The organism is Rhizobium sp. 16-488-2b, assembly GCF_017741815.1.
Lineage (GTDB): Bacteria > Pseudomonadota > Alphaproteobacteria > Rhizobiales > Rhizobiaceae > Rhizobium.
The window spans coordinates 1-19,685 of record NZ_JAGHMF010000021.1 but is presented as its reverse complement, the minus strand read 5'-3'; the positions used below and the strand labels follow the sequence as shown (position 1 = coordinate 19,685).

Here is a 19,685-nt window from a genome sequence, read left to right as displayed (position 1 = left end):
CCATGGGGGAGGGGGGCGGCTTTGCTGCCTCGACTGCTCACGCCCGGCAAGTAAGCGCACATTCACCACACTTGCATTCCTCTTTGTTCGCGACTTAAAGTTTTATGCCATGCTCACTACATGATCAAAATATCGCGGCGCATTTTTCTTGCAATCGGGGGAAGCGGACTTGCTTGTCGTCGATTTTCTTTTGGAAGTCATAGGGTACACCACAGCCAGAATGCTGTTGCCACTTGCATCGCGGGGCAGAATCCGCGTCCAGGGCATCTCATCAGGTGAGGGCGGATTTAACTGGCTTGGTTTCAAGCGCGCCGCGGACCACTCTCTTCTCTGCGAGGCCTCGATGGCGGGATGGATCGGCCTGTTGCCGTGGGTATTGCTGATCGCGGCGATCATATCGTTCAGATGAATTGCGAAGCCGTTGAGGTGAGGATGTCATGCACGCAGAAGAGACAACCGCAGTTGTGCAAACCGTGAAATATGTCCTGATGTCGCTTTTCGTGCTCGGCTTCGCGGGCGGCTTCATCACCAATGCGCTCATACTCTGGCGAACCCAATCGACGGTTTCGCTTCCGGAAGAGGGGGACCTTCCCTGGGGAGAGCGGAAGGGAAGGCAATTTTCACGCTTAACGCCGTTCTTTATCGACAGTCGGTTCAAGCGGCTGCGACTGGTGATGACCTGTAGCATTGGGCTATCTGTCTGGTCCTTTGTCCTGATGCTGGTCGTTGACGGGCTTTCGAACTAGCGGGGGCCAGGGAGGAACTGATGAGCGCGCCCAAGCTTTTGTCCGGCGGCAACCCGCAAATACCGAAGGGGGAGGGGGATGCCCCGGTTCAGGCGTATATCGCGGCGATGCCGGGGTGGAAGAGTGCTGTGGGGAAGGAACTCGATGAGCTGATAACCGGGCTCGTCCCCGATCTGCGCAAGGCCGTGAAGTGGAACACGCCGCTTTATGGCGCCGCAGGCGGCGGCTGGTTCCTGGCGTTTCACTGCTTCGATCGGTATATCAAGGTGACGTTCTTCAAGGGCGCATCGCTTAATCCGCTGCCGCCTGTCGGGTCGAAGCAGGAGGGAGTGCGGTATGTGCATCTGCATGAAGGTGAGCGGTTCGATGCGGACTTGCTGAAGGGGTGGATATTGCAGGCGGTGGCGTTGCCGGGGGAGGTGATGTGAGGTTGGTTTGGGAAGGTTTTGTTGGGGCAGCCTAGGCGCCCGGAGCCCCCTCATCCGACCCTTCGGGCCACCCCAGGGTCGAGCCACCGGTCTCGACCCGTCCTTCGGACCCCCGCGGGGAGAAGGGAAAAGCGGCACCCTCTGCGGTCTCTTCCCCTCTCCCCGCGGGGAGAGGGTAGGGTGAGGGGCCCACGCGCTGGGGTCTCGCTTCTAGGGGGTATCTACAACGCCCACCCCGCCCATTCCCGCATGGCTGGGTTGAAATCCCAGCGGTTGTGGTTCCCGCCTCGTGCGCCCATATGTGAGCAGTCAATCATATGCTAGAGAAAGAAAGACAATGTCCTTCCGTCAGTCCATTCGTGTTGGCTTGCTTGGCCGCGCCTTTGCGATGATCGGTGCCGCGAATGCCGCCAGCGCCGCCGTCCAGTCCGGCCGCCGCCCCCGCGAGCGCGATCTCAACAAGCTTGGGATCGATCCGAGCCTGTTCGGCCGCATCAATCACTAAGCCTGGAATCAAGAGGCGGTCTTTGGCCGCTGACATGAAACAGCCCGCAACCTCTCGGTCGCGGGCTTTGTTGTTATTGGGGATTGGGACAGATGGCCGCCGCATTCTCCTCCTCATCCTCGCCCTCGTGGCGGGAAAAGAGCCTCCTAGCGTCGCGGATGCGACGCTGCTGGATCCCGGCACAAGGCCGGGATGAGGGGTGAGGACGAGGTGGCCGCGTGCCAGTCGTCAGGAGCGCTCAGCTCAGGTCTGCGCCTGAACCTGCTGTTCCTTCTGCGCATGCGTCTCGCCATGCGCCTGCTCTTCGGCCTGTTCCTTCCTGTTGTAGCGGATGGAGGACCAGAGCGAGATGCCGATCAGGGTGGCGCCGCCCAGCCCGGTGATGACTTCGGGGATATGATACAGCGTCTGCACATACATAATCACCGAGAGGATCAGGATGGCGTAGAAGGCGCCGTGCTCGAGATAGCGGTATTCGGCAAGCGTTCCCTTTTCCACCAGCATGATCGTCATGGAGCGCACATACATGGCGCCGATGCCGAGGCCGATGGCGATGACGAAGAGGTTCTGCGTCAGCGCGAAGGCGCCGATGACGCCGTCGAAGGAGAAGCTGGCATCCAGCACCTCGAGATAGATGAAGGCGCCGAGGCCACCCTTGGCGGCGGCGCTCATCGTCTTTTGCGAGGCATCCAGCAGGCCGCCCACCACCTCGACCGCGAGGAAGGTCAGAAGACCATAGATGGCGCTATGCACGAAGGTGCTCGCTTCTTCTTCCGGCAGGAAGGAGGAGAAGACCAGGATGAGGGCCAGCACGAAAGCGATCTCGATGCCCTTGATGGTGGCCGAGCGGGCCATCATGCGTTCGAGGCCCGCGATCCAGTGCACCTCCTTCTCATGGTTGAAGAAGTAGTTGAGGCCGACCATCATCAGGAAGGTACCGCCGAAGGCTGCGATCGGCAGATGCGCGTCGTTCATGATGCGGGCATATTCGGCAGGCTCGCGGGCGGCGAGAACAAGCGCTTCCCATGGGCCGATCTGGGCCGCGATGGCGACGATCGCCAGCGGGAAGACGATGCGCATGCCGAAGACGGCAATGACGATGCCCCAGGTCAGAAAGCGATGCTGCCACTCCGGCGTCATCTCCTTCAGCTTGTTGGCGTTGACGATGGCATTGTCGAAGGAGAGCGAGATTTCGAGTACGGCCAGAACCGTACAAATGAAGAAGACGGTCGCCATGCCGCCGATCGTGCCGGTTGTCTGCCAGCCGAGGGCCGCGCCGAGCGCGAGGCCGACGGCGGTGACGATGAAAGACCAGGTGAAGTAGCTGAGTGTCGATTTCGTCTTGGCGGGGGTGCTCATGAGCGAACCTCCCCACTGTCAGCGCTGTTCGAGAGCGTGGATATGCTGAAGAAACGCGACATACCACAACGGGCATGCGCGTAAGGCATGGTGTGCTTTTTCATCGAATGAAAATCCGCCGGCTTATTTGCAGGCGGTACCGACATCACGAGAGCGCCGTAAAAACTCTCGCCAGAGGGGCCCGGCACCAGGTTGCCCGTCGGCCGATGTCTGAGGCCGCGGGATGTTCACAGAGATAGTCAAGTTCGCGGCTCAGTCAAGATCACGGTGCTGCGCGTGATCGCTTTTCTCGGGAACCATCCGGCTCTCCGGTCGTTAGGTCCTCAGTTGCCCGACAGATGTGTCGCCGATGGGCCGTCGACTTTGGTCGCGGCGCGCTCGGTGTGCGGCCGGGAAACGGAGCCAGTGTAAAGCGAAGAGTGTAACGACAAGGGAGAGGACCATGCCGACCCACAGCCACGTTCCAGACACCCATATTCCCGACAAGCGCACCCAGGCGCCCGACCGCATGAAGCGGGCAAAACCGAACCGGATGAAAACCGCCCAGGTGATGCCGCCGCACCAGGTGGACTTGACGCTAACGCCGGGCGTTCACCACGACATCCACGTGCCCGCGCATGTGACCGGTGGAGATTTGTCGCGCGAGGGACCGATCACCAGTGACGACAAGGGCTCCGACAAGAACTGAATTCCAGCCGATAGCGAGAGAGATACATGACCGTAAATACTGTGCCCGTTGACCTCACCATGAAGCATGAAAGCGAATGGCGGGCGATTGCCGTTCCTGCCGCGGCGGGTGTGCGTGTTGGTGTCAGGGCGGGAGAGACGAAGCGGGGCGGCGGTGAGGCGCGATCTGCGGGTTGAGGGTGATCTTGCCGGGGAGTGTCCGTCACAAGATCGATTATTACGGGAGCTATACCCCACCCACCAACGTCATCCTCGGGCTCGTCCCGAGGATCTGCCGAGGGTTGCTCCGGGCTGGACGTGCGTGGATTATAACGCCGGTGGGCGGTCCATGACCGTTGCACTCGCGGCGGCGTGCTTAGATCCTCGGGACGAGCCCGAGGATGACGTCGCTGGGTGTGGTTGGCGTCGTGGTGCAGCCGCACGCGAGGCTGCCGTAGTCTGCTGGTAGAGCGTGTTTCGATGTTATTAATTCGACCGGTGCCATACGTTCCGTCGTCATCCTCGGGCTCGTCCCGAGGATCTGCCGAGGGTTGATCTGGGCTGGACGTGCATGGATTTTAACGCCGGTGGGTAGTCCATGACCGTTGCATTCTTGGATGCGTGATTAGATCCTCGGGACGAGCCCGAGGATGACGTCGCTGGGTGTGGTTAGCGTGGCGGCACAGCCGCACGAGAGGCTGTCGTAGTGTGCTGGTAGAGCTTGTTTCGTCGTTATTAATTCGGCTGGTGCCCCACCCACCAACGTCATCCTCGGGCTCGTCCCGAGGATCTGCCGAGGGTAGATCTGGGCTGGACGTGCATGGATTTTAACGCCGGTGGGCGGTCCATGATCGTTGCACTCGCGGCGGCGTGCTTAGATCCTCGGGACGAGCCCGAGGATGACGTCGCTGGGTGAGGGGTGCTCAATGGCACACCGATACAGCCCTGCCGCGACCACCTCCTGACACCCCTCAAAACCCGATCGTTTCCTCGAAGGCGTCCCAGGAGCGGGTGAGTTCGTAGCGGCCGATGCCGGGGAGGGCGAAGTGGCCGAAATAGGGGCTAAGCTGAAATTCGGCGAAAGCTTCGCTGAGCTTGCCGACGGCGCCGACGTAGATGGCCGATGCCAGGCCCGTGCGGTTGGCGCCGTGTTCGCAGTGGATGAGCAGCGGCTTGGGCGCATCGGCCATCAGCTTGGCGAGGCGCTCGGCCTCGGGGATCGGCAACAGCTTCGACGAGGACATCGGGAAATCGATCAGCGTGATGCCGGCCTTCTGTGCGGCGGCAGCCTCATTGTGGTACCAGTCGGTGCGCTCCTCGTCGCGCAGGTTGACGATGGTCTTGATCCCGTAGGTATCGGCATAGGTGGCGATATCGGAGCCGCTTGGCTGGGCTGAGCGGTAGAGCTCGCCGGGGATGACTTCGTGGAAATTTCCGGTGAGCTGGCCGATCCCGGCATGGCCGAGGACCAGGAGCACCGCGCCGAGCGCGAGGCCTGCGGGCCACTTCAGAAATCTCAGGTATTTACGCGTCATGCGTTTACTTCTTCTCAGCAGCCAACGTGGCTTTTCCATCGTCGCTGTCGCAGCGATCACGCCTCAGATGGGGAGCGGGGTCAGGCCATGCCAGCGATTTAGAAGGCCGGAGCCTTCAATCAAACGTGAGCGGAGGGCTGTAGCGGGCAAATGGCGCGATGATGTGGCGGCGGGGGGAAGTTAAACTAGCCGGGCGAAACTTGCCGTGGGCAAATGGCGATTGCCAACCTTTCGGAAAGGATTGCGCGGCGATAATCGGCCATCACGGGAATCGGGACGCCATGGCCAAGACAGCGACACGCCGCAAGACATCGACACGCTCGCGGGCGGGAGCGAGGAAGAGCGGAGGCGGAAGCCCGCTTCCCTGGGTGGTCGTCGGTGTGCTCGCCTTTGGCGGCATCGCCGTCTATGACAACTGGAAGAGCGTGAAGCCGTTGCTCGCCTCGCACGCGCCTTCGGCCTCGCGGCCGGTCAGCGTGGCGAAGAACACACGCGAGCGCGATGCGGTGCGTGAGGCCATCAAGGATACGAGCCGCGATACGGGGCCGAGGCAGACGGCGTCGATCGCGTCGGTCTCGAAGATCGTGCCGCCGGCGGCCGTGCCGATCCCGTCGTCCAAGGGGCCTGTCGCGGAAAAGGCGGAGCCGGCGTCCATCTCGCCAGTCTCCATTTCGCCGGCGCAGACGCAATCCGCCAAGGCTGCCTTCGGCTATTGCGGGCAGGGTGAGCATATCAACTGCGTCGCCGACGGCAGCACTTTCTGGTACAAGGGCGAGAAGATCGTCATCGCCGATATCGTCAGCCCCGGCATCGACAATGCGCGCTGCGACGGCGAACGCAAGGCGGGCTTCGCGGCCAAGCTCCGGCTGCTCAACCTTCTGAATGCCGGGTCGTTTTCGATGAACGCCGCCGGCCAGCCCGACAAGGGGGCAGCACCCCGGGTCATCTCGCGCGACGGTCGCTCGATCGGCGCGCAGCTGGTGGATGAGGGTTTGGCGCGCAAGCCCGGCAAGGGCGCCTGGTGCGCCTGAGGATCGTTTAAACCTACTTCTGCTTCGGTGCCTTGCCGTTTGTCTTGAAGATGGCGGAGAAGGCCGTGTCCGTGCTCTTGGCGCTGCATTCGATCGCGACCGGCTTGCCGTCATAGGGGTTGCCGAGCGTGCAGCTTCCCGAGACCTTGACCTGGCCGGTCATCTTCTGGCCAGCGCCGGTCACCACCATATCAAGCGGCAGCGTGACATTGCCCGCTGATGCCGGCTTGATCTTGGTGCCGTCGCCCTGGAAGCCGAGCATCTTGCCTTCGGCGGAAAAGATGAAGGTGACCTGACCGTTGACCAGGGTGACGCTGGCGATCTCGTTCTGGCAGGGCTTGGAGACATCGACCTTGCCGACGACGAGCTTGCTGCATCGGCCGGCCAGCGTCAGCGCACCAGGCGCGCCGGGAAAGTTCTGCTGTGCCGTGCCCGCTGCCTGCGCGATCGATGCCGACAGAAGTGCGCCGGCGGTCAGGATTACCAGTTTCATTTCAATACCTCGTCATGCCTAAAGCGTGTCGCCACAGCACCGAGGCCATGACATTCTACTGTGTTCGAAATTGGTCAGCACGCTAGACTTTCAATGTCTTGGCACACAACTTCGCAGTCCAAGAAAAGCCACCAGAAATGGCTGCCGAAACCACTTTTACATATACTCATCCGATAATAAGACCGTCGCGCCCCGTGTGGGGCGTTTTGAGGGGAAACATGAGAAACATCACGCTGTCGGCGGTCTCCGCCATCGCATTTCTGGCATTTGCAGGCGTCTCTCACGCGGAAGACCTGGTCTTCACGCTGAAGAACGGCACCAACTCGGTGCTCACCAATTTCTACACCTCGCCCGTTGGCGTCAACGAGTGGGAAGACGACGTCTTCGGCAAGCAGGTGCTGAACCCGGGCGAAAGCATGGACATCACCATCGGTGACGGCCGCGACGTCTGCAAATACGACATGAAGTTCGAGTTCGAGGAAGGCTCCAACCTCGACACGACCACCGACACCCAGAACCTCTGCGAAATGGGCTCCTATACGATCCACGAATAAGCGTTCGCGCGGTTCGCTCGACATGAAGAGGTCCGGCCCATCCGCCGGGCCTCTTTTTGTTTCAGCGCCTGCGTCGCGCCAGACCGGACAGCAAAACGCCCCGGAGACCGGGGCGGTGGTTGCTGCTTTGGTGCCGGGCACAATGCCCGACATCGTTAGCGGCAGACGCGGATGCTTTCCATGTGGTAGCCGCCGTCATAGGCGTTCTGAACCTGGCGATCCTCGAACCAGCAACGCGGCGGGGGCGGCGGTGGCGGATCGATGTAGCGCGGGCCGGAATTGCCGTTGGCAATCGCGCCGCCGATCAGGCCGCCGATAACGCCAGCCGCAAGACCACCGGCGATGACGGCGCCATCATTGTGATGGCGGCGGCGTGGGGGCGGCGGGGGTGGCGGCTGGTCGCGGTAACCATAGCCCGGCGGGCGACGGTCGTAATACTGCGCCATTGCCGGCGCGGTGGTCGCCAGGACGCTGCTGAACGTGGTTGCGGCAACCACGGCGTACAGAGCCATCTTCTTCATTCGCATGCGTCTCCGTTAAGATCGAGAGGCTCGATAGCCACTCAACATGCCCAGAAGATGGCATTGGTTGACTTAATGGATTCTGAACGAGGTTGGGGAGTGGATGCGGTATTTTAGGGGATCGCTTTTTAGCATTCCTGGCAGGTTCTCCGGCAAGCTGCACGGATCCCCGAAACGAATAAGGGCTCAGCGATTTCTCGCTAAGCCCTTGACTATTCAGTCTAATCTGGATGGTGGGCGTGACAGGGATTGAACCTGTGACCCCTACGATGTCAACGTAGTGCTCTCCCGCTGAGCTACACGCCCATCCGATGTCGGCGCATAGACCACAAACCTATTTGGCCGTCAATAGGCCTTTTTCAGATTTGTGACATGCGCCCACAGAACCCTTAGGCCGCAAGCATTTTATTGACTTCGTCAACGAGGTCGCGGAGGTGGAAAGGCTTGGAAAGGACCTTCGCGTCCTTCGGTGCCTTCGAATCAGGATTGAGTGCCACAGCCGCAAAACCGGTGATGAACATCACCTTGAGGTCGGGATCGAGTTCGGTGGCGCGACGCGCCAGCTCGATGCCGTCCATTTCGGGCATGACGATATCGGTGAGAAGAAGGGAAAAGGGTTCTTCGCGAAGGCGGTCGTATGCGCTGGCGCCGTTGTCGTAGGACAGGACCTTGTAGCCTGCCTTTTCGAGCGCCTTCACAAGGAAGCGGCGCATGTCGTTGTCGTCTTCTGCAAGAAGTATCTTCTGAGTCATTATCCAGACCGCTGATCAGTGGAATTTATGCGTGAGTATTGGTCATTTACACTAGATTTCGGCCGGTAAACAACCGGTGAAGCGCCTGTGCAAAGCGTCATCCCCATGAGATAGTATGGACTTGGCGGCCTTCAACTGGCAACATGGGCGAGATAGCTGCCTGCCAGCATGGTTAAGAGGGAAACAGGTGGACGAGATTCCCGCGTACGAGCTTTTTGAGATACGGGAACCCGCGTCGCACACCATTCCATTCGTCTACAATTCTCCCCATAGCGGCCGCATCTATCCGCCCGAATTCATCGCGCAATCGAGATTGCAGGGGATTTCGATCCGCCGCTCGGAAGACCACTATGTCGACGAGCTGTTTTCGGCGGCAGGCGCGCTCGGGGCGCCGCTGCTGCTCGCGAATTTTCCGCGCGCCTATCTCGACGTGAACCGCGAGCCCTATGAGCTCGATCCGCGCATGTTCGACGGGCTCCTGCCTGCCTACGCCAATATCAATTCGCTGCGCGTGGCGGGCGGGCTCGGGACCATCCCGCGCATCGTTGCCGAGAACATGGAAATCTACGCGCGTCGCCTGCCGGTGCAGGAGGCGCTCGATCGCATCGAGGCGGTCTACAAGCCTTATCATGCCGCGCTGCGCCGGCTGATCGCGCGCACGCATGTGCAGTTCGGCTTCGGGGTGCTGATCGACTGCCATTCGATGCCGGGCAATATTCGCGTCGCAGGCGCCACCTCGCGGCCGGATTTCATCATCGGCGATCGCTACGGCACAAGCGCCTCGGCCGAGCTGTCGCGCATGGCCGTCAGCATCTTCGAGGAGATGGGTTTCGCCGCGATCCGCAACAAGCCCTATGCCGGCGGCTTCATCACCGAGCATTACGGCCGCCCCTCGCGCGGCCTGCACGCGCTGCAGATCGAGGTCAACCGCTCGATCTATGTCGACGAGGTGACGCTCGAGCGCCGCGCCGATTTCCCGCTCGTGGCGGCCGCAATCACCTCCTTCATGCGGCAGATGGCCGACTACGTCGCCAAGTTCGCCGGCGATACGGCGCTGGCGGCGGAGTAGGGCGGTTTTCCGAGCGCATTCGAGCGCGCCGTATTCCAGTGCAGTATTGCTGTCGTGAAGTTGCGGTAGGTTGCCTGTCGCGGCGATGGGTTTTCGTGTCTCCGTGCCTGCGACGGTGCCGGTCTGTTTCCAACCCGACAAAAAAAGACCGCCTTGCGGCGGTCCAAGTCTAGGGAGGAAACACCCAAGGAGGGTATTTACAGTCAGAAGACTGTAGGGAGAAGCTACTATTGCAGTGCACAATTGTCAATCATTTTATTGCGGTGCGCAAAATATGTGCAGCCGGCTAAAAGTTGCTGCTTCCGTTTGCAAAATGAGCCTTTTCGGCTATGGAAAGCGGCATCGACGGTCTTACGCGGATGTCCCTCATGTTTCCTGATCGTACCTTCTTCAATCGTCTGGCCGAAGCCGCCAAGGCAGAGACGCTGCCGCGGTTTCGCTCCGGGACCGGCGTGACGAACAAGCTGGCGTCGGGCTTCGATCCCGTCACCGAAGGCGACCGGGCGGCCGAAGTGGCGATCCGGGCGCTGATCGAGGCGCATTTTCCCGAGCATGGCATTCTTGGCGAGGAGTTCGGCAATGTCGGGCTCGATCGCGAGCATGTCTGGGTGATCGATCCGATCGACGGCACGCGGGCGTTCATCTCCGGCGTTCCTGTCTGGGGGACACTGATCGGGCTCTACAGGAACGGCCGGGCGATCATGGGGATGATCGAGCAGCCGTTTACCGGTGAGCGCTATTTCGCCGATGAGAGTGGCTCCTATTACACCGGTCCCGAGGGAGAGCGGAAGCTTCAGGTGCGCGATTGCGCCGGGCTTTCCGATGCGATCCTGTTTACCACCTCGCCGCATCTCTTCGCCGGGACCGAGATGGACCGCTATCGCGAGATCGAGAGCCAGGTCCGGCTCTTCCGCTACGGCACCGATTGCTACGCCTACGCGCTTTTGGCGGCGGGGCACATCGATCTCGTCGTCGAAAACGGCCTGAAGCCCTATGATGTCGGCGGGATCATTCCCGTCATCAAGAAAGCAGGCGGCATCATCACCACCTGGGATGGCGGGCGGCCGGAGAATGGCGGCTCGATCATCGCCGCCGGCAGCCAGGCCGTTTACGACGCGGCGGTGGCGGTGCTGCGACGCTAGACCGAGGGTTGTGCTGAATGAGGCGGGATCAGGCTCGGTTTTGTTAGACACTGGCGATGTTTAACAGCATTGGTTGCTCTTGTTTGAGTAAATCTCTCTTTGGTTGTTTGTTTTGTTAACACATGCGGTTAGTTGTCTCACAAGATGCCCGCAGGGGATGAACATTAATCGAACGGAAAGAATTCGCTGCAAATCTTGCCGCTGAAATGAATGTATTTGGATCCTTGCCTTTCGGCGGTCCGCATTTCGGTTTTGAGGCAGAATATAATGCAGCTTTTTTCTTTCGGATCCGCCACCGGCGCCAAGGCCGTTCTTGATGCCGTCAGTCGCTCCCAGGCCGTGATCGAATTCGACATGGCAGGCAACATCCTCTTCGCCAACGAGAACTTCTGTCAGGCGATGGGCTACCGCGTCGACGAGATCATCGGGCGCCATCACAGCATTTTCGTCGATCCGGACGAAGCGAAGAGCGCCGACTATGCCGCTTTCTGGAAGCAATTGAACAAGGGCGAGTTCGATCGCCGACAGTACAAGCGTATCGGCAAGGGCGGGCGCGAAGTGTGGATCGAAGCCTCCTACAATCCGGTCTTCAAGGGCAGCACGCCCTACAAGGTGGTAAAGTTCGCCACCGTGATTACCGATACGAAGCTGAAGAGCGCTGAAGATGCGGGCAAGCTCGATGCGCTCTCGCGCGCGCAGGCGACGATCGAGTTCACGCCTGACGGTCATATCCTGACGGCCAACGAGAATTTCCTGAAGACGCTCGGCTATACGCTGGAGGAAATTCGGGGGCGGCATCATTCGATGTTCTGCGATCCGGCCTATGCCGCAAGCGCCGAGTATAAGGAATTTTGGCGTAGCCTTGCGGCAGGAGAGTTCGCCGCTGACGAGTTCGCGCGTATCGGCAAGGGTGGCCGCAAGGTTTTCATCCAGGCCTCCTACAATCCGATCTTCGACATGAGCGGCAAGGTGTTCAAGGTCGTGAAGTTCGCGACCGATGTCAGCGAGCGGGTGCGGGCGGTCAAGGAGCTCGCCGTCGGCCTGCAGGCGATGGCGGATGGCGATCTCGACCAGACGATCGAAAAGCCGTTCATCGCGTCACTTGAGACGCTGCGCTCCGATTACAACTCGTCGATCGGCCGGTTGCGGGCGGCGATGCAGGCGATCGCCAGGAACGCGACGCAGATCGCATCGGGGACGCGCGAAATCAGTGCGGCGTCCGACGATCTCGCGCGCCGTTCGGAATCGCAGGCTTCATCCGTCGAGGAGACAGCCGCGGCGGTGACAGAGATTTCCACGACCGTGTCGGATTCGGCGCGCCGGGCAGCGGATGCCGGGCGACTGGTCGACGACACGACGAAGAGCGCGCAGGATTCCGCCGATGTCGTCAAGCAGACCGTCGACGCCATGGCGCGGATCGAGCGTTCCTCGACCCAGATCGCCGGCATCGTCAGTGTCATCGACGATATCGCCTTCCAGACCAATCTCCTGGCGCTGAACGCCGGTGTCGAGGCGGCGCGTGCCGGTGAAGCCGGCAAGGGCTTCGCGGTCGTGGCGCAAGAGGTGCGGCAGTTGGCGCAGCGCTCGGCCGATGCGGCCAAGGAAATCAAGGCGCTGATCCACGACAGCGAAGTTTCGGTTCGCGATGGAGTTACGCTGGTCGACAAGACGGGCGCAGCACTTCAGGCGATCGCGGCGCGGGTGCTGCAGGTGCACGACAATGTCTCCGGCATCGTGGTGGCGGCGCGTGAGCAATCGCAGGCGCTAGGCCAGATCAACGAGGCTGTCATGTCTATGGATCAGGACACGCAGCGCAATGCGGCCATGGTCGAGCAGACCGCGTCTGCCAGCCGCAAACTGGCGGCGGAGGCGAGCGCGCTGTTCGAGCTGATCGGCCAGTTCAAGGTCGGTGACGAGCGAAACGCGCGCGGCGTGGCGCCGCTGGCGAGAGTGGCCTGACGATCGCGATCCGGCGCGTCAGCGATGGCGCGCCATAGACCGGACATCCAGGCAGACAAGCAAAGAAAAAGGGTTCCGCCGGTAGGCTGGAACCCTTTTTTGTTCGATTGTCTCGTGTGGCTAAGATCAGCCGCCGATGCCGCCGCGCATGCGGGCGGTATCGAACGTCGCCGGGCGCGGCGTCGGCACGGCCACTGCCGTCGGGACTGTGTAGGCAACGGCCTCGAAGGCGGCAGGCGCCGGCTCGGATGGGACGTAGGCCTGCTGGACCGGTACCTGCAGCACGTGCTGCTGCTTGGTCTGGGCCTGCTGCGGCTGCGCCTGCTGGAAACGAGCCTGCTGGAATTGCGGCTGCTGAACCTGTGTCGGCTGCAGCTGGGCGGTCTGCACCTGTCCCTGCTGCACTTGGCCCTGTTGTACCTGTGCCTGCTGAACCTGCGGCTCTTCCATGCGGGCCGCTTCGGCGGTCGTCTGCATGGGGGCGGCCTGCGGAACGGGGACGCTTTCGGGTGCTTCGTAGGCGGTTTCGACAACGCCCTGCGCCATCGGAATCGGCTCGCGGGCCGGCGAAGCGGCTGGCGTCAGCAATTCGAACTGAGCGGCCATCTGGCTATGAGCGGGCACGAAATTCATCGCGACTTCGTAGGCGGGGAGCGGCGAAGGGGTCTGCAGCTCGCCATCGGCGCCGCGCTTCTCGTAGAAGGCATTGCCGCCGGCAACCGTCACGTAGTGCATGTTGTCGTAGGGGAACTTCATGCCGTCGGTATGGAAGAACATGGCTTCCTTGACGGCAGGATTGCGCTCACCCTTCAACAGGGCGTCGGCGGCCGCGTTGAGATCGGGCTCCGCCTGTGCCTTGACCTCACGGGTCATGACGCCGGGGGCGAACTGCTTGGCCTGCGAAACGACGCCGCAAATGGACTTGGGATAGGCAGGCGATGTCAGGCGGTTCATCACGACGCTGCCGACAGCCATATAGCCGTCGTGGTCGGAATGCAGCGATTCGAAATACATCGCCCGCTTGAGGCAGGTTCGGTCTTCCGTCGTGTAATTGTAGGTGACCTTACCGGGCGTGCCGGTATGCAGACGCTTGGTCGTCTGAATGCTGCCTGTGGTCTTTGGCGTGCTGGTGCAGCCCGTGGCAGCTAAGCCCACAATCATGATCCCGAACAGAGATCGTCCCAATACGTAATGCGCCCTCAACGCCAGGTGCCCCCTATGTGATTAGTTCAGCCCTTATCGAAAAAGTGAGTAACTATTATCTTACAATCGTAAAAATTCAAACACCGCGTTACATTTTTGTCTCAAAATGTGATCGCGCCGGTCGGAACTTCGCGATCCCGGACAAGTGGGGCGGGGAATGGGACCCCGCCTAAGGCGCCTCGGCTCAGGTGCCGAAGCCTTCGAATTCCTCGGAAACCTCGGCATCCGCGCCCGGAATGAAGGCGTGGAAGGCGGCGAGCGCCGCTTGCCGGTAGACATCGCGTTCCTGCAACACTTCGTGACGAGCGCCGTTGATCGGCACCAGCTGGCCGGCGCGGAAATAGCGCGAGAGACGCTCCTGGGCGATGTAAGGCACGATCGTATCGCGCGTCGGGGCTATCACGACGGTCGGGATGGTGATCGAAAAGAGGTGGTTCGGTGCTGTCACGCGCTCGATGGTCTTGAAGGATTCGACCAGCCAGCGCGCGGTGGGCGGGCCGAGCGTGAGATCGGGATTTGCCTGAGCGATCGCTACGTTGCGTTCGAAGCGGACCTCGTCCGATGTCAGCGGATTGTCGCGGAACGGTTTTTCCCTGAGCTTGCGCGACAGCGGGTGCGAACCGAGGCCGAGCGCGCAGGCCGCGGACGCGAGCCAGCGGATGGTGCCGGCCGATGCTGCCTGACCCGAGAGGCCGATGAAGGGCGCCGTCAGCACCATGCGCTCGATGCGCGTCGTCAGATAAGGAGCGGCCGAGAGCGCGATCAGCGCGCCGGTCGAATGCGCCAACATATAGAAGGGGAGGCGGGTATCGGGCAGCACGACTTTCTCGAGGAAGGTATCGAGGTCGTGCTCGTAATCGATGAAGCGGCGGACATGGCCGTAGTGACGCTTCTTCAGCATGCGGTCGGAATTGCCCTGGCCGCGCAGATCGAAGGTGGCGACCCATAGACCCTTGTCGGTCAGGTCGCGGATCGTCTCGTAATATTTCTCGATGAATTCGTTGCGCCCGTGCAAGAGCACGACGGTGCCCTTGGCGACGGATGCCGAGGAGCGGAAAACGGCGTAGCGCAGCTTCAGGCCGTCATGCGTCTCGAAGTAGCCTTCCGTGCGATTTTCCGGAACCGGATTGCCGGGTGTCGAAAACAGAACCTGTTCCATAGCCGTCAGCGCGCGCCCTTCGAAAGGATTCGGAATTGAAGTAAAGCGGATAGGCGATCGGCCTGTCAAATCAAAGAAAAAAGCGTTCCTGAGATGCGCGTCGTCCGCGCCCGGTCAAAAAAGTGGCCGGCATGCGGGACCTGAGGGGAGCGCAGTGCCGGCCGGAGATCGGGCTGAAGACGAAGGGACGATACACTCCAGCCATCGAGCCAGTGTAACCCGATGAGGCAATCTTTAGGCCTGCGCGTCTGAACGGATGCCGAACCGGGTGTTCATGCGCGGTTCACGGTGGCTGGCCGCGGATTTTCAGTGGTTGTGGGCGGCTCTCAGAAAGGGTCTTGAAGTCCGAAAAAGCCATCCCCATCTCATGGTAGCGGACGCCAGAACGGGTCCGCGGAACCGTCCCGAAGCTGCCGATCAAGGGGTTTCTGGGGCAATTTATCGCAATCAGTCGCTTCCTCAGGAGGACATCATGCGTCACGTAGACTTCTCTCCCCTCTATCGTTCCACCGTCGGTTTCGACCGTCTCTTCACCATGCTCGACAGCCTGGGTCAGCCCGACCAGGGCCAGACCTACCCGCCCTACAATATCGAGCGCACCGGTGAAAACACCTACCGCATCACCATGGCCGTCGCCGGTTTCGACGAAACCGAAATTTCGATCGAAGCGCAGGCCCATGCTCTCACCGTCAAGGGCGAGAAGAATGAAGACAATGCGGAAGGCTCCGAATTCCTCTATCGCGGCATCGCCAAGCGCACCTTCGAGCGTCGCTTCCAGCTTGCCGACCATGTCGAGGTGACGGCTGCTTCGCTGAAGAACGGTCTGCTCCACATCGACCTTCTTCGCAGCATTCCCGAGGCCATGAAGCCCCGCAAGATCGCGATCGCCGCCGAACCGGTGAGCGCGCCGAAGGCCATCGAGGCTCAGGTCACCAACTAAGACACCAACTAACCAATCCCTCCCAGGATATGGCAACAAGGCGGCGTCCCCCACGGGGCGCCGCTTTTTTGCTGTCGGGTCACGCCGCATCTGCGGCGCGACCGATCACGCCGGGTTGGCGGCCTGTTCCACTTCGGCGGCGGTGGCGCGGCGGTGGTGGGCGGCGGCGTATTTTTGGGCGATGACGGCGCAGACCATCAGCTGGATTTGGTGGAAGAGCATCAGCGGCAGGACGATGGCGCCGATGGCCTGGCCGGCGAAGATGACGTTGGCCATGGGAACGCCGCTCGCAAGGCTCTTCTTGGAGCCGCAGAAGGTGATGGTGATCTGGTCGGCCTCGTTGAAGCCCATCAGGCGGCTGCCGAAGGTGGTGGCGCAGAGCACGAGTGCCAGCAGAACCATGTCGGCGACGATGACGACGGCGATGTCCGACAGCGAGAAGGTGTGCCACAGGCCCTCGACGACGGCGGTCGAGAAGGCGAGGTAGACGACCATCAGGATCGAGCCGCGATCAACCGGCATCAGGATCTTCTTCTTGGCGCGGATCCAGTCGCCGATCCAGGGCTGCAGCACCTGGCCGACGATGAAGGGCAGCAGCAGCTGCGTGAAGATCTGCAGCAGCGCATCCCACGAGAAGCCGCCATGGCCGCCGACCGAGAAAAGCAGGCCGACGAGAAGCGGGGTGAGGAACATGCCGAAGATGTTCGATGCCGAAGCCGAGCAGATCGCAGCCGGCACGTTGCCGCCGGCCATCGAGGTGAAGGCGATCGACGACTGTACCGTTGATGGTAGCACGCAGAGGAAGAGAATGCCGAGATAGAGCGAATGCGGCAGGATCGTTTCAGGGATGAAGCCGAGACCCATGCCCAGCAGCGGGAAGACGCCGAAGGTGGTGAGGAGGATCACCAGATGCAGCCGCCAGTGCAGCAGGCCCGCAATCACCACGTCGCGCGACAGGCGGGCGCCATGCAGGAAGAAGAGGAGCGCGATCGCAATGGTCGTCGCCGTGCCGAAATAGCCGGCGAAGGCGCCGCTTGCCGGCAGGATCGATGCAAGGATGACCGTGCAGACCAGGAGGATCGTAAAAGTATCGGGCAGGAAACGGCGCATGGGCTTGGTCTCGGCTTGTTCGGCATTGTAGCCGGCTTTTGATGGATCAATCTTGTTTCTTCCATTATGATACGCGATGCAAGAAATAACAGTTATCGCGAAGCGGGATAATCATGCTTGATCTTACGCAATTGCGCAGCTTCGTCGCCGTCGAGCAGATGGGGAGCTTCACGCTGGCCGCCGAGCGGTTGGGGCTCGGGCAATCGACCGTCAGCCAGCATATCCAGCGGCTGGAGACCTCGGTCGGTCGGCGGTTGCTCGCGCGCGATACGCACAAGGTGGTGCTGACCACGGATGGCGAGGCGCTGCTGTCGCATGCGCGCGCCATGCTGTCGATCGAGGGGCAGGTGCAATCGCTGTTCGGCGGGCGCAGCCTGCGCGGCAAGCTGCGGCTCGGAGTGTCGGAGGATTTCGTCACCAGCCAGCTGCCCGGCGTGCTCGAGGACTTCGTGCGCTCGCACCCGTCGGTCGATCTGGAGCTGACGGTGGCGCTCTCGGGTGTGCTTTATGAAATGCAGGACAATGGTGAGATCGATCTGGTGCTTGCCAAGCGGCGGCTGGGCGACGCGCGGGGACGGCTGGTCTATCGCGAGCCGCTGGTGTGGCTGGCGCGTGATCCCGACCATATCATGAGTGCCGCGCCGCTGCCGTTGATCGCCTTTCCGCCGCCGAGCGTGACGCGGGCAATTTCGCTGGAAGCGCTGGGGCGGCACCAGATTTCCTGGCGGATCGTCTGCACCTGCGGGAGCCTCAGCGGGCTGACGGCGGCTGCGCGCGCAGGGATGGGCGTGCTCGTGCAGCCGCGCAGCATGGCGCCATCGGGGCTGAAGGTGATCGGCAAGGGCAAGCTGCCCGTGCTCGAGGATGTCGAGTTCGTGCTGGTGCCGCGCAAGGGTGCGGACCAGGCGCTGGTGTCGGCGCTGTCGGACGATATTCTTTCCAAGGTCCGGAGCCTCAGGTCGAGCTGAGATCGTCTGGCCGCCCGGATGGCACGATATGTGGTTAATCGATTGCCCGGCATTTTAAGTATCCTTCAACCCTGTCGCTTAGGCTTCTGGTTACCTTGGACCCCTTAGTTTAGCCCTCGCTCAAGGTCGACGTTCGGGGCTACAGGGAGAACGGACGATGGTATATGGAGCGCTCTTCGTCTCCGGGCTGGTCGCCTGCGTGATGCTCATCGTCGTGGCCGGCCACGATAGCAAGACGACGGATAACGGGGCGCCGCCCTCCGCCGTGATGCTGCATCAGAATTAGACGTTTGCGAGAATCAACTCGACGATCTCGATAGTGGTGATCCCGCCCCCGGGCGCGGATCACCACTGCCATTCACGCATCATTGCCATGGCTTTCGCGGTGTTGCCTTCACCGGCTGCGATTTTCCAGGCTTAGGTAGCCGTTGCCACCAATGACCGCAGTCGGGTCCGTTGCGGACGTCTTCAGTCGCAACGTTTCGCCGTGTGGCCCCCTCACCCTACCCTCTCCCCGAGGGGAGAGGGGAAGAGACCGCAGAGAGTGCCGCTTTCCCCTTCTCCCCCGGGGGGAGAAGGTGCCCGAAGGGCGGATGAGGGGGCTCCGGATGCTGAGTTAGCCGCGTCCACGGGTCACTTGCGCACGAAGCCGCTTTCGGGCCCGAAGCGGACTTGGCACCAAAGCCCGTAGAGTTTTATAGGTTGTGTTAGAGTGTTTTTATCGCCTCCAGGTTACTCCTCTTGGAAACGATGGGCCTTGGCAGCAATAATGGTCACTGACGCAACCTATGACAAATTGAGCAGCATGTTGCGCTACGCGTTCCTCGCGGGAACTGTTGCGGTTACTTCTTGCTCTGACAACGGTATGACCGGAGTTTTGAAAAAATTCGCGGAAAGCGAACTTCATCCCATCGGTGCTGAGTGTGTGGGGCCATTCTTGGCCATCCGAGGCGGTAATCTGGTCCATTTCGATGGAGCGCGGCATCAGGTAAACGCGGAGAATGTTACCCTCAAGGATGTCGGATCACATCGCATCTCGATGTCTTGGCCACAAGGCAAGGGAGCCCTCGTCCTAACCTTCTTGCTCAAGCACGATGACACAGTTGCGGTTATCGAGGGCATCCGCGCGGTTCCCGACTTTACGCCCGAGCAATGGGCATCGCCGCAGGGGGCTCGTTTGCGAAAAAAGTTAGACGCAATGCGCGACACCACCGCATTGGTCTTGTGCCCGCCTTCCAAGACTTAGAATAGGGCTATCCTGATAGGGCGACGACTATGGGTGAGTTGCTGGATTTCCTTGGCCACGTGATAAGCGGTTTTTTCGATGGGGCACCCGCCAAGTCGCGGTGGCGTAGGTGGGTCGAGCGGGTGTTGGCTGGCCTCGCGATGGCACTCGCTGCTTTGGTTATCTACCGGATGTGCAAATAGGAACGTCCTCTTCTGGCGGATACTGTTGAAAAACTGAGCGTTGTCGGCACCAGGCTGTCGTGATTCAATCGTCTTACTGATTTGCGGAGGATTGAGTGATGATGGGATGTCAGGCGG

The 19,685-nt window shown here is 61.2% G+C and carries 23 protein-coding genes, 1 tRNA gene and 1 pseudogene; 15 read left to right on the top strand and 10 right to left on the bottom strand.

The window, feature by feature from the left end:
- Positions 1–169: 169 nt before the first annotated feature.
- The 4 genes from J5286_RS18800 to J5286_RS18785 all read left to right on the top strand — a co-directional run bounded on the left by J5286_RS18800 (position 170) and on the right by J5286_RS18785 (position 1,679).
- On the top strand, positions 170–409 hold the full coding sequence (locus J5286_RS18800; RefSeq protein WP_209191675.1) for a hypothetical protein: 240 nt from the start codon (positions 170–172) through the stop codon (positions 407–409).
- Between the two features lie 28 nt (positions 410–437).
- Complete coding sequence (locus tag J5286_RS18795) at positions 438–746, top strand: hypothetical protein (protein WP_209191674.1); 309 nt, start codon at positions 438–440, stop codon at positions 744–746.
- Positions 747–766: 20 nt separating this feature from the next.
- Positions 767–1,174 (top strand): DUF1801 domain-containing protein, encoded by a 408-nt coding sequence (locus J5286_RS18790; RefSeq protein WP_209191673.1) that lies wholly within the window; start codon positions 767–769, stop codon positions 1,172–1,174.
- Positions 1,175–1,511: 337 nt separating this feature from the next.
- Positions 1,512–1,679: a hypothetical protein gene (locus J5286_RS18785; protein WP_209191672.1), complete on the top strand. Its 168-nt coding sequence runs from the start codon at positions 1,512–1,514 to the stop codon at positions 1,677–1,679.
- A 243-nt stretch (positions 1,680–1,922) separates the two neighbouring features.
- Here J5286_RS18785 and J5286_RS18780 read toward each other — a convergent pair whose 3' ends face one another.
- The gene (locus J5286_RS18780) at positions 1,923–3,038 is read right to left on the bottom strand and encodes a DUF475 domain-containing protein (protein WP_209191671.1); all 1,116 of its coding nucleotides are present in this window, start codon (positions 3,036–3,038) and stop codon (positions 1,923–1,925) included.
- A 442-nt stretch (positions 3,039–3,480) separates the two neighbouring features.
- Between J5286_RS18780 and J5286_RS18775 the strand changes: the two genes are divergently transcribed.
- Both J5286_RS18775 and J5286_RS18770 read left to right on the top strand, forming a co-directional pair.
- The gene (locus J5286_RS18775) at positions 3,481–3,726 is read left to right on the top strand and encodes a hypothetical protein (RefSeq protein ID WP_047509565.1); all 246 of its coding nucleotides are present in this window, start codon (positions 3,481–3,483) and stop codon (positions 3,724–3,726) included.
- Between the two features lie 26 nt (positions 3,727–3,752).
- Positions 3,753–3,902: a hypothetical protein gene (locus J5286_RS18770; RefSeq protein WP_209191670.1), complete on the top strand. Its 150-nt coding sequence runs from the start codon at positions 3,753–3,755 to the stop codon at positions 3,900–3,902.
- A gap of 773 nt (positions 3,903–4,675) precedes the next feature.
- Here J5286_RS18770 and J5286_RS18765 read toward each other — a convergent pair.
- Entirely contained in the window at positions 4,676–5,239 is a 564-nt protein-coding gene (locus J5286_RS18765) for a dual specificity protein phosphatase family protein (protein WP_209191669.1), read from the bottom strand.
- 281 nt (positions 5,240–5,520) lie between these two features.
- Between J5286_RS18765 and J5286_RS18760 the strand changes: the two genes are divergently transcribed.
- Positions 5,521–6,270 carry a hypothetical protein gene (locus tag J5286_RS18760; RefSeq protein ID WP_209191668.1) on the top strand — a complete coding sequence of 250 codons (750 nt, stop codon included), beginning with the start codon at positions 5,521–5,523 and terminating at the stop codon, positions 6,268–6,270.
- 13 nt (positions 6,271–6,283) lie between these two features.
- On the opposite strand, the gene J5286_RS18755 is transcribed toward J5286_RS18760, so the two are convergent.
- Positions 6,284–6,763, bottom strand: coding sequence for a hypothetical protein (locus J5286_RS18755; protein WP_209191667.1), 480 nt, complete (start codon positions 6,761–6,763; stop codon positions 6,284–6,286).
- Between the two features lie 218 nt (positions 6,764–6,981).
- Between J5286_RS18755 and J5286_RS18750 the strand changes: the two genes are divergently transcribed.
- A complete protein-coding gene (locus J5286_RS18750) occupies positions 6,982–7,317 on the top strand; it encodes a hypothetical protein (protein WP_018899779.1) in 336 nt (111 codons plus the stop codon).
- Positions 7,318–7,472: 155 nt separating this feature from the next.
- Here the strand turns inward: J5286_RS18750 and J5286_RS18745 are convergent, their stop codons facing one another.
- From J5286_RS18745 to cpdR1, 3 genes are all read right to left on the bottom strand, one after another.
- Positions 7,473–7,838, bottom strand: coding sequence for a hypothetical protein (locus J5286_RS18745; RefSeq protein ID WP_111563405.1), 366 nt, complete (start codon positions 7,836–7,838; stop codon positions 7,473–7,475).
- Positions 7,839–8,069: 231 nt separating this feature from the next.
- Positions 8,070–8,144: transfer RNA gene (locus J5286_RS18740), tRNA-Val, on the bottom strand.
- Positions 8,145–8,227: 83 nt separating this feature from the next.
- Entirely contained in the window at positions 8,228–8,590 is a 363-nt protein-coding gene (gene cpdR1 / locus J5286_RS18735; protein WP_003542883.1) for a response regulator CpdR1, read from the bottom strand.
- 187 nt (positions 8,591–8,777) lie between these two features.
- Here cpdR1 and J5286_RS18730 point away from each other — a divergent pair, with 187 nt between their 5' ends.
- The 3 genes from J5286_RS18730 (at position 8,778) to J5286_RS18720 (ending at position 12,760) form a co-directional block, all read left to right on the top strand.
- Entirely contained in the window at positions 8,778–9,659 is an 882-nt protein-coding gene (locus J5286_RS18730; protein ID WP_018899777.1) for an N-formylglutamate amidohydrolase, read from the top strand.
- Positions 9,660–10,027: 368 nt separating this feature from the next.
- Entirely contained in the window at positions 10,028–10,801 is a 774-nt protein-coding gene (hisN, locus tag J5286_RS18725; RefSeq protein ID WP_209191666.1) for a histidinol-phosphatase, read from the top strand.
- A 267-nt stretch (positions 10,802–11,068) separates the two neighbouring features.
- Positions 11,069–12,760, top strand: coding sequence for a methyl-accepting chemotaxis protein (locus tag J5286_RS18720; RefSeq protein ID WP_209191665.1), 1,692 nt, complete (start codon positions 11,069–11,071; stop codon positions 12,758–12,760).
- Between the two features lie 477 nt (positions 12,761–13,237).
- Here J5286_RS18720 and J5286_RS18715 read toward each other — a convergent pair.
- Together J5286_RS18715 and J5286_RS18710 are read right to left on the bottom strand one after the other, a co-directional pair.
- Positions 13,238–13,963 (bottom strand): annotated as a pseudogene (locus tag J5286_RS18715) (cell wall hydrolase); the annotation flags it as partial.
- Between the two features lie 184 nt (positions 13,964–14,147).
- On the bottom strand, positions 14,148–15,122 hold the full coding sequence (locus J5286_RS18710; protein WP_209191664.1) for an alpha/beta fold hydrolase: 975 nt from the start codon (positions 15,120–15,122) through the stop codon (positions 14,148–14,150).
- A gap of 472 nt (positions 15,123–15,594) precedes the next feature.
- On the opposite strand from J5286_RS18710, the gene J5286_RS18705 reads away from it, so the two are divergent.
- Positions 15,595–16,062 carry an Hsp20 family protein gene (locus J5286_RS18705; protein ID WP_018899772.1) on the top strand — a complete coding sequence of 156 codons (468 nt, stop codon included), beginning with the start codon at positions 15,595–15,597 and terminating at the stop codon, positions 16,060–16,062.
- Positions 16,063–16,167: 105 nt separating this feature from the next.
- Here J5286_RS18705 and J5286_RS18700 read toward each other — a convergent pair whose 3' ends face one another.
- The gene (locus tag J5286_RS18700; protein WP_111563400.1) at positions 16,168–17,172 is read right to left on the bottom strand and encodes a bile acid:sodium symporter family protein; all 1,005 of its coding nucleotides are present in this window, start codon (positions 17,170–17,172) and stop codon (positions 16,168–16,170) included.
- 113 nt (positions 17,173–17,285) lie between these two features.
- On the opposite strand from J5286_RS18700, the gene J5286_RS18695 reads away from it, so the two are divergent.
- The 3 genes from J5286_RS18695 (at position 17,286) to J5286_RS18690 (ending at position 19,386) form a co-directional block, all read left to right on the top strand.
- Positions 17,286–18,140, top strand: coding sequence for a LysR family transcriptional regulator (locus tag J5286_RS18695; RefSeq protein WP_209191663.1), 855 nt, complete (start codon positions 17,286–17,288; stop codon positions 18,138–18,140).
- Between the two features lie 157 nt (positions 18,141–18,297).
- Positions 18,298–18,426, top strand: a complete 129-nt coding sequence (locus J5286_RS31555) for a hypothetical protein (protein WP_018899769.1) — start codon at positions 18,298–18,300, stop codon at positions 18,424–18,426.
- A gap of 483 nt (positions 18,427–18,909) precedes the next feature.
- On the top strand, positions 18,910–19,386 hold the full coding sequence (locus J5286_RS18690; RefSeq protein WP_209191662.1) for a hypothetical protein: 477 nt from the start codon (positions 18,910–18,912) through the stop codon (positions 19,384–19,386).
- On the opposite strand, the gene J5286_RS18685 is transcribed toward J5286_RS18690, so the two are convergent.
- Positions 19,383–19,685: hypothetical protein (locus J5286_RS18685; protein WP_209191661.1), on the bottom strand; the 303-nt coding region annotated here is incomplete at its 5' end. The two genes, J5286_RS18690 and J5286_RS18685, sit on opposite strands and share 4 nt — an antisense overlap.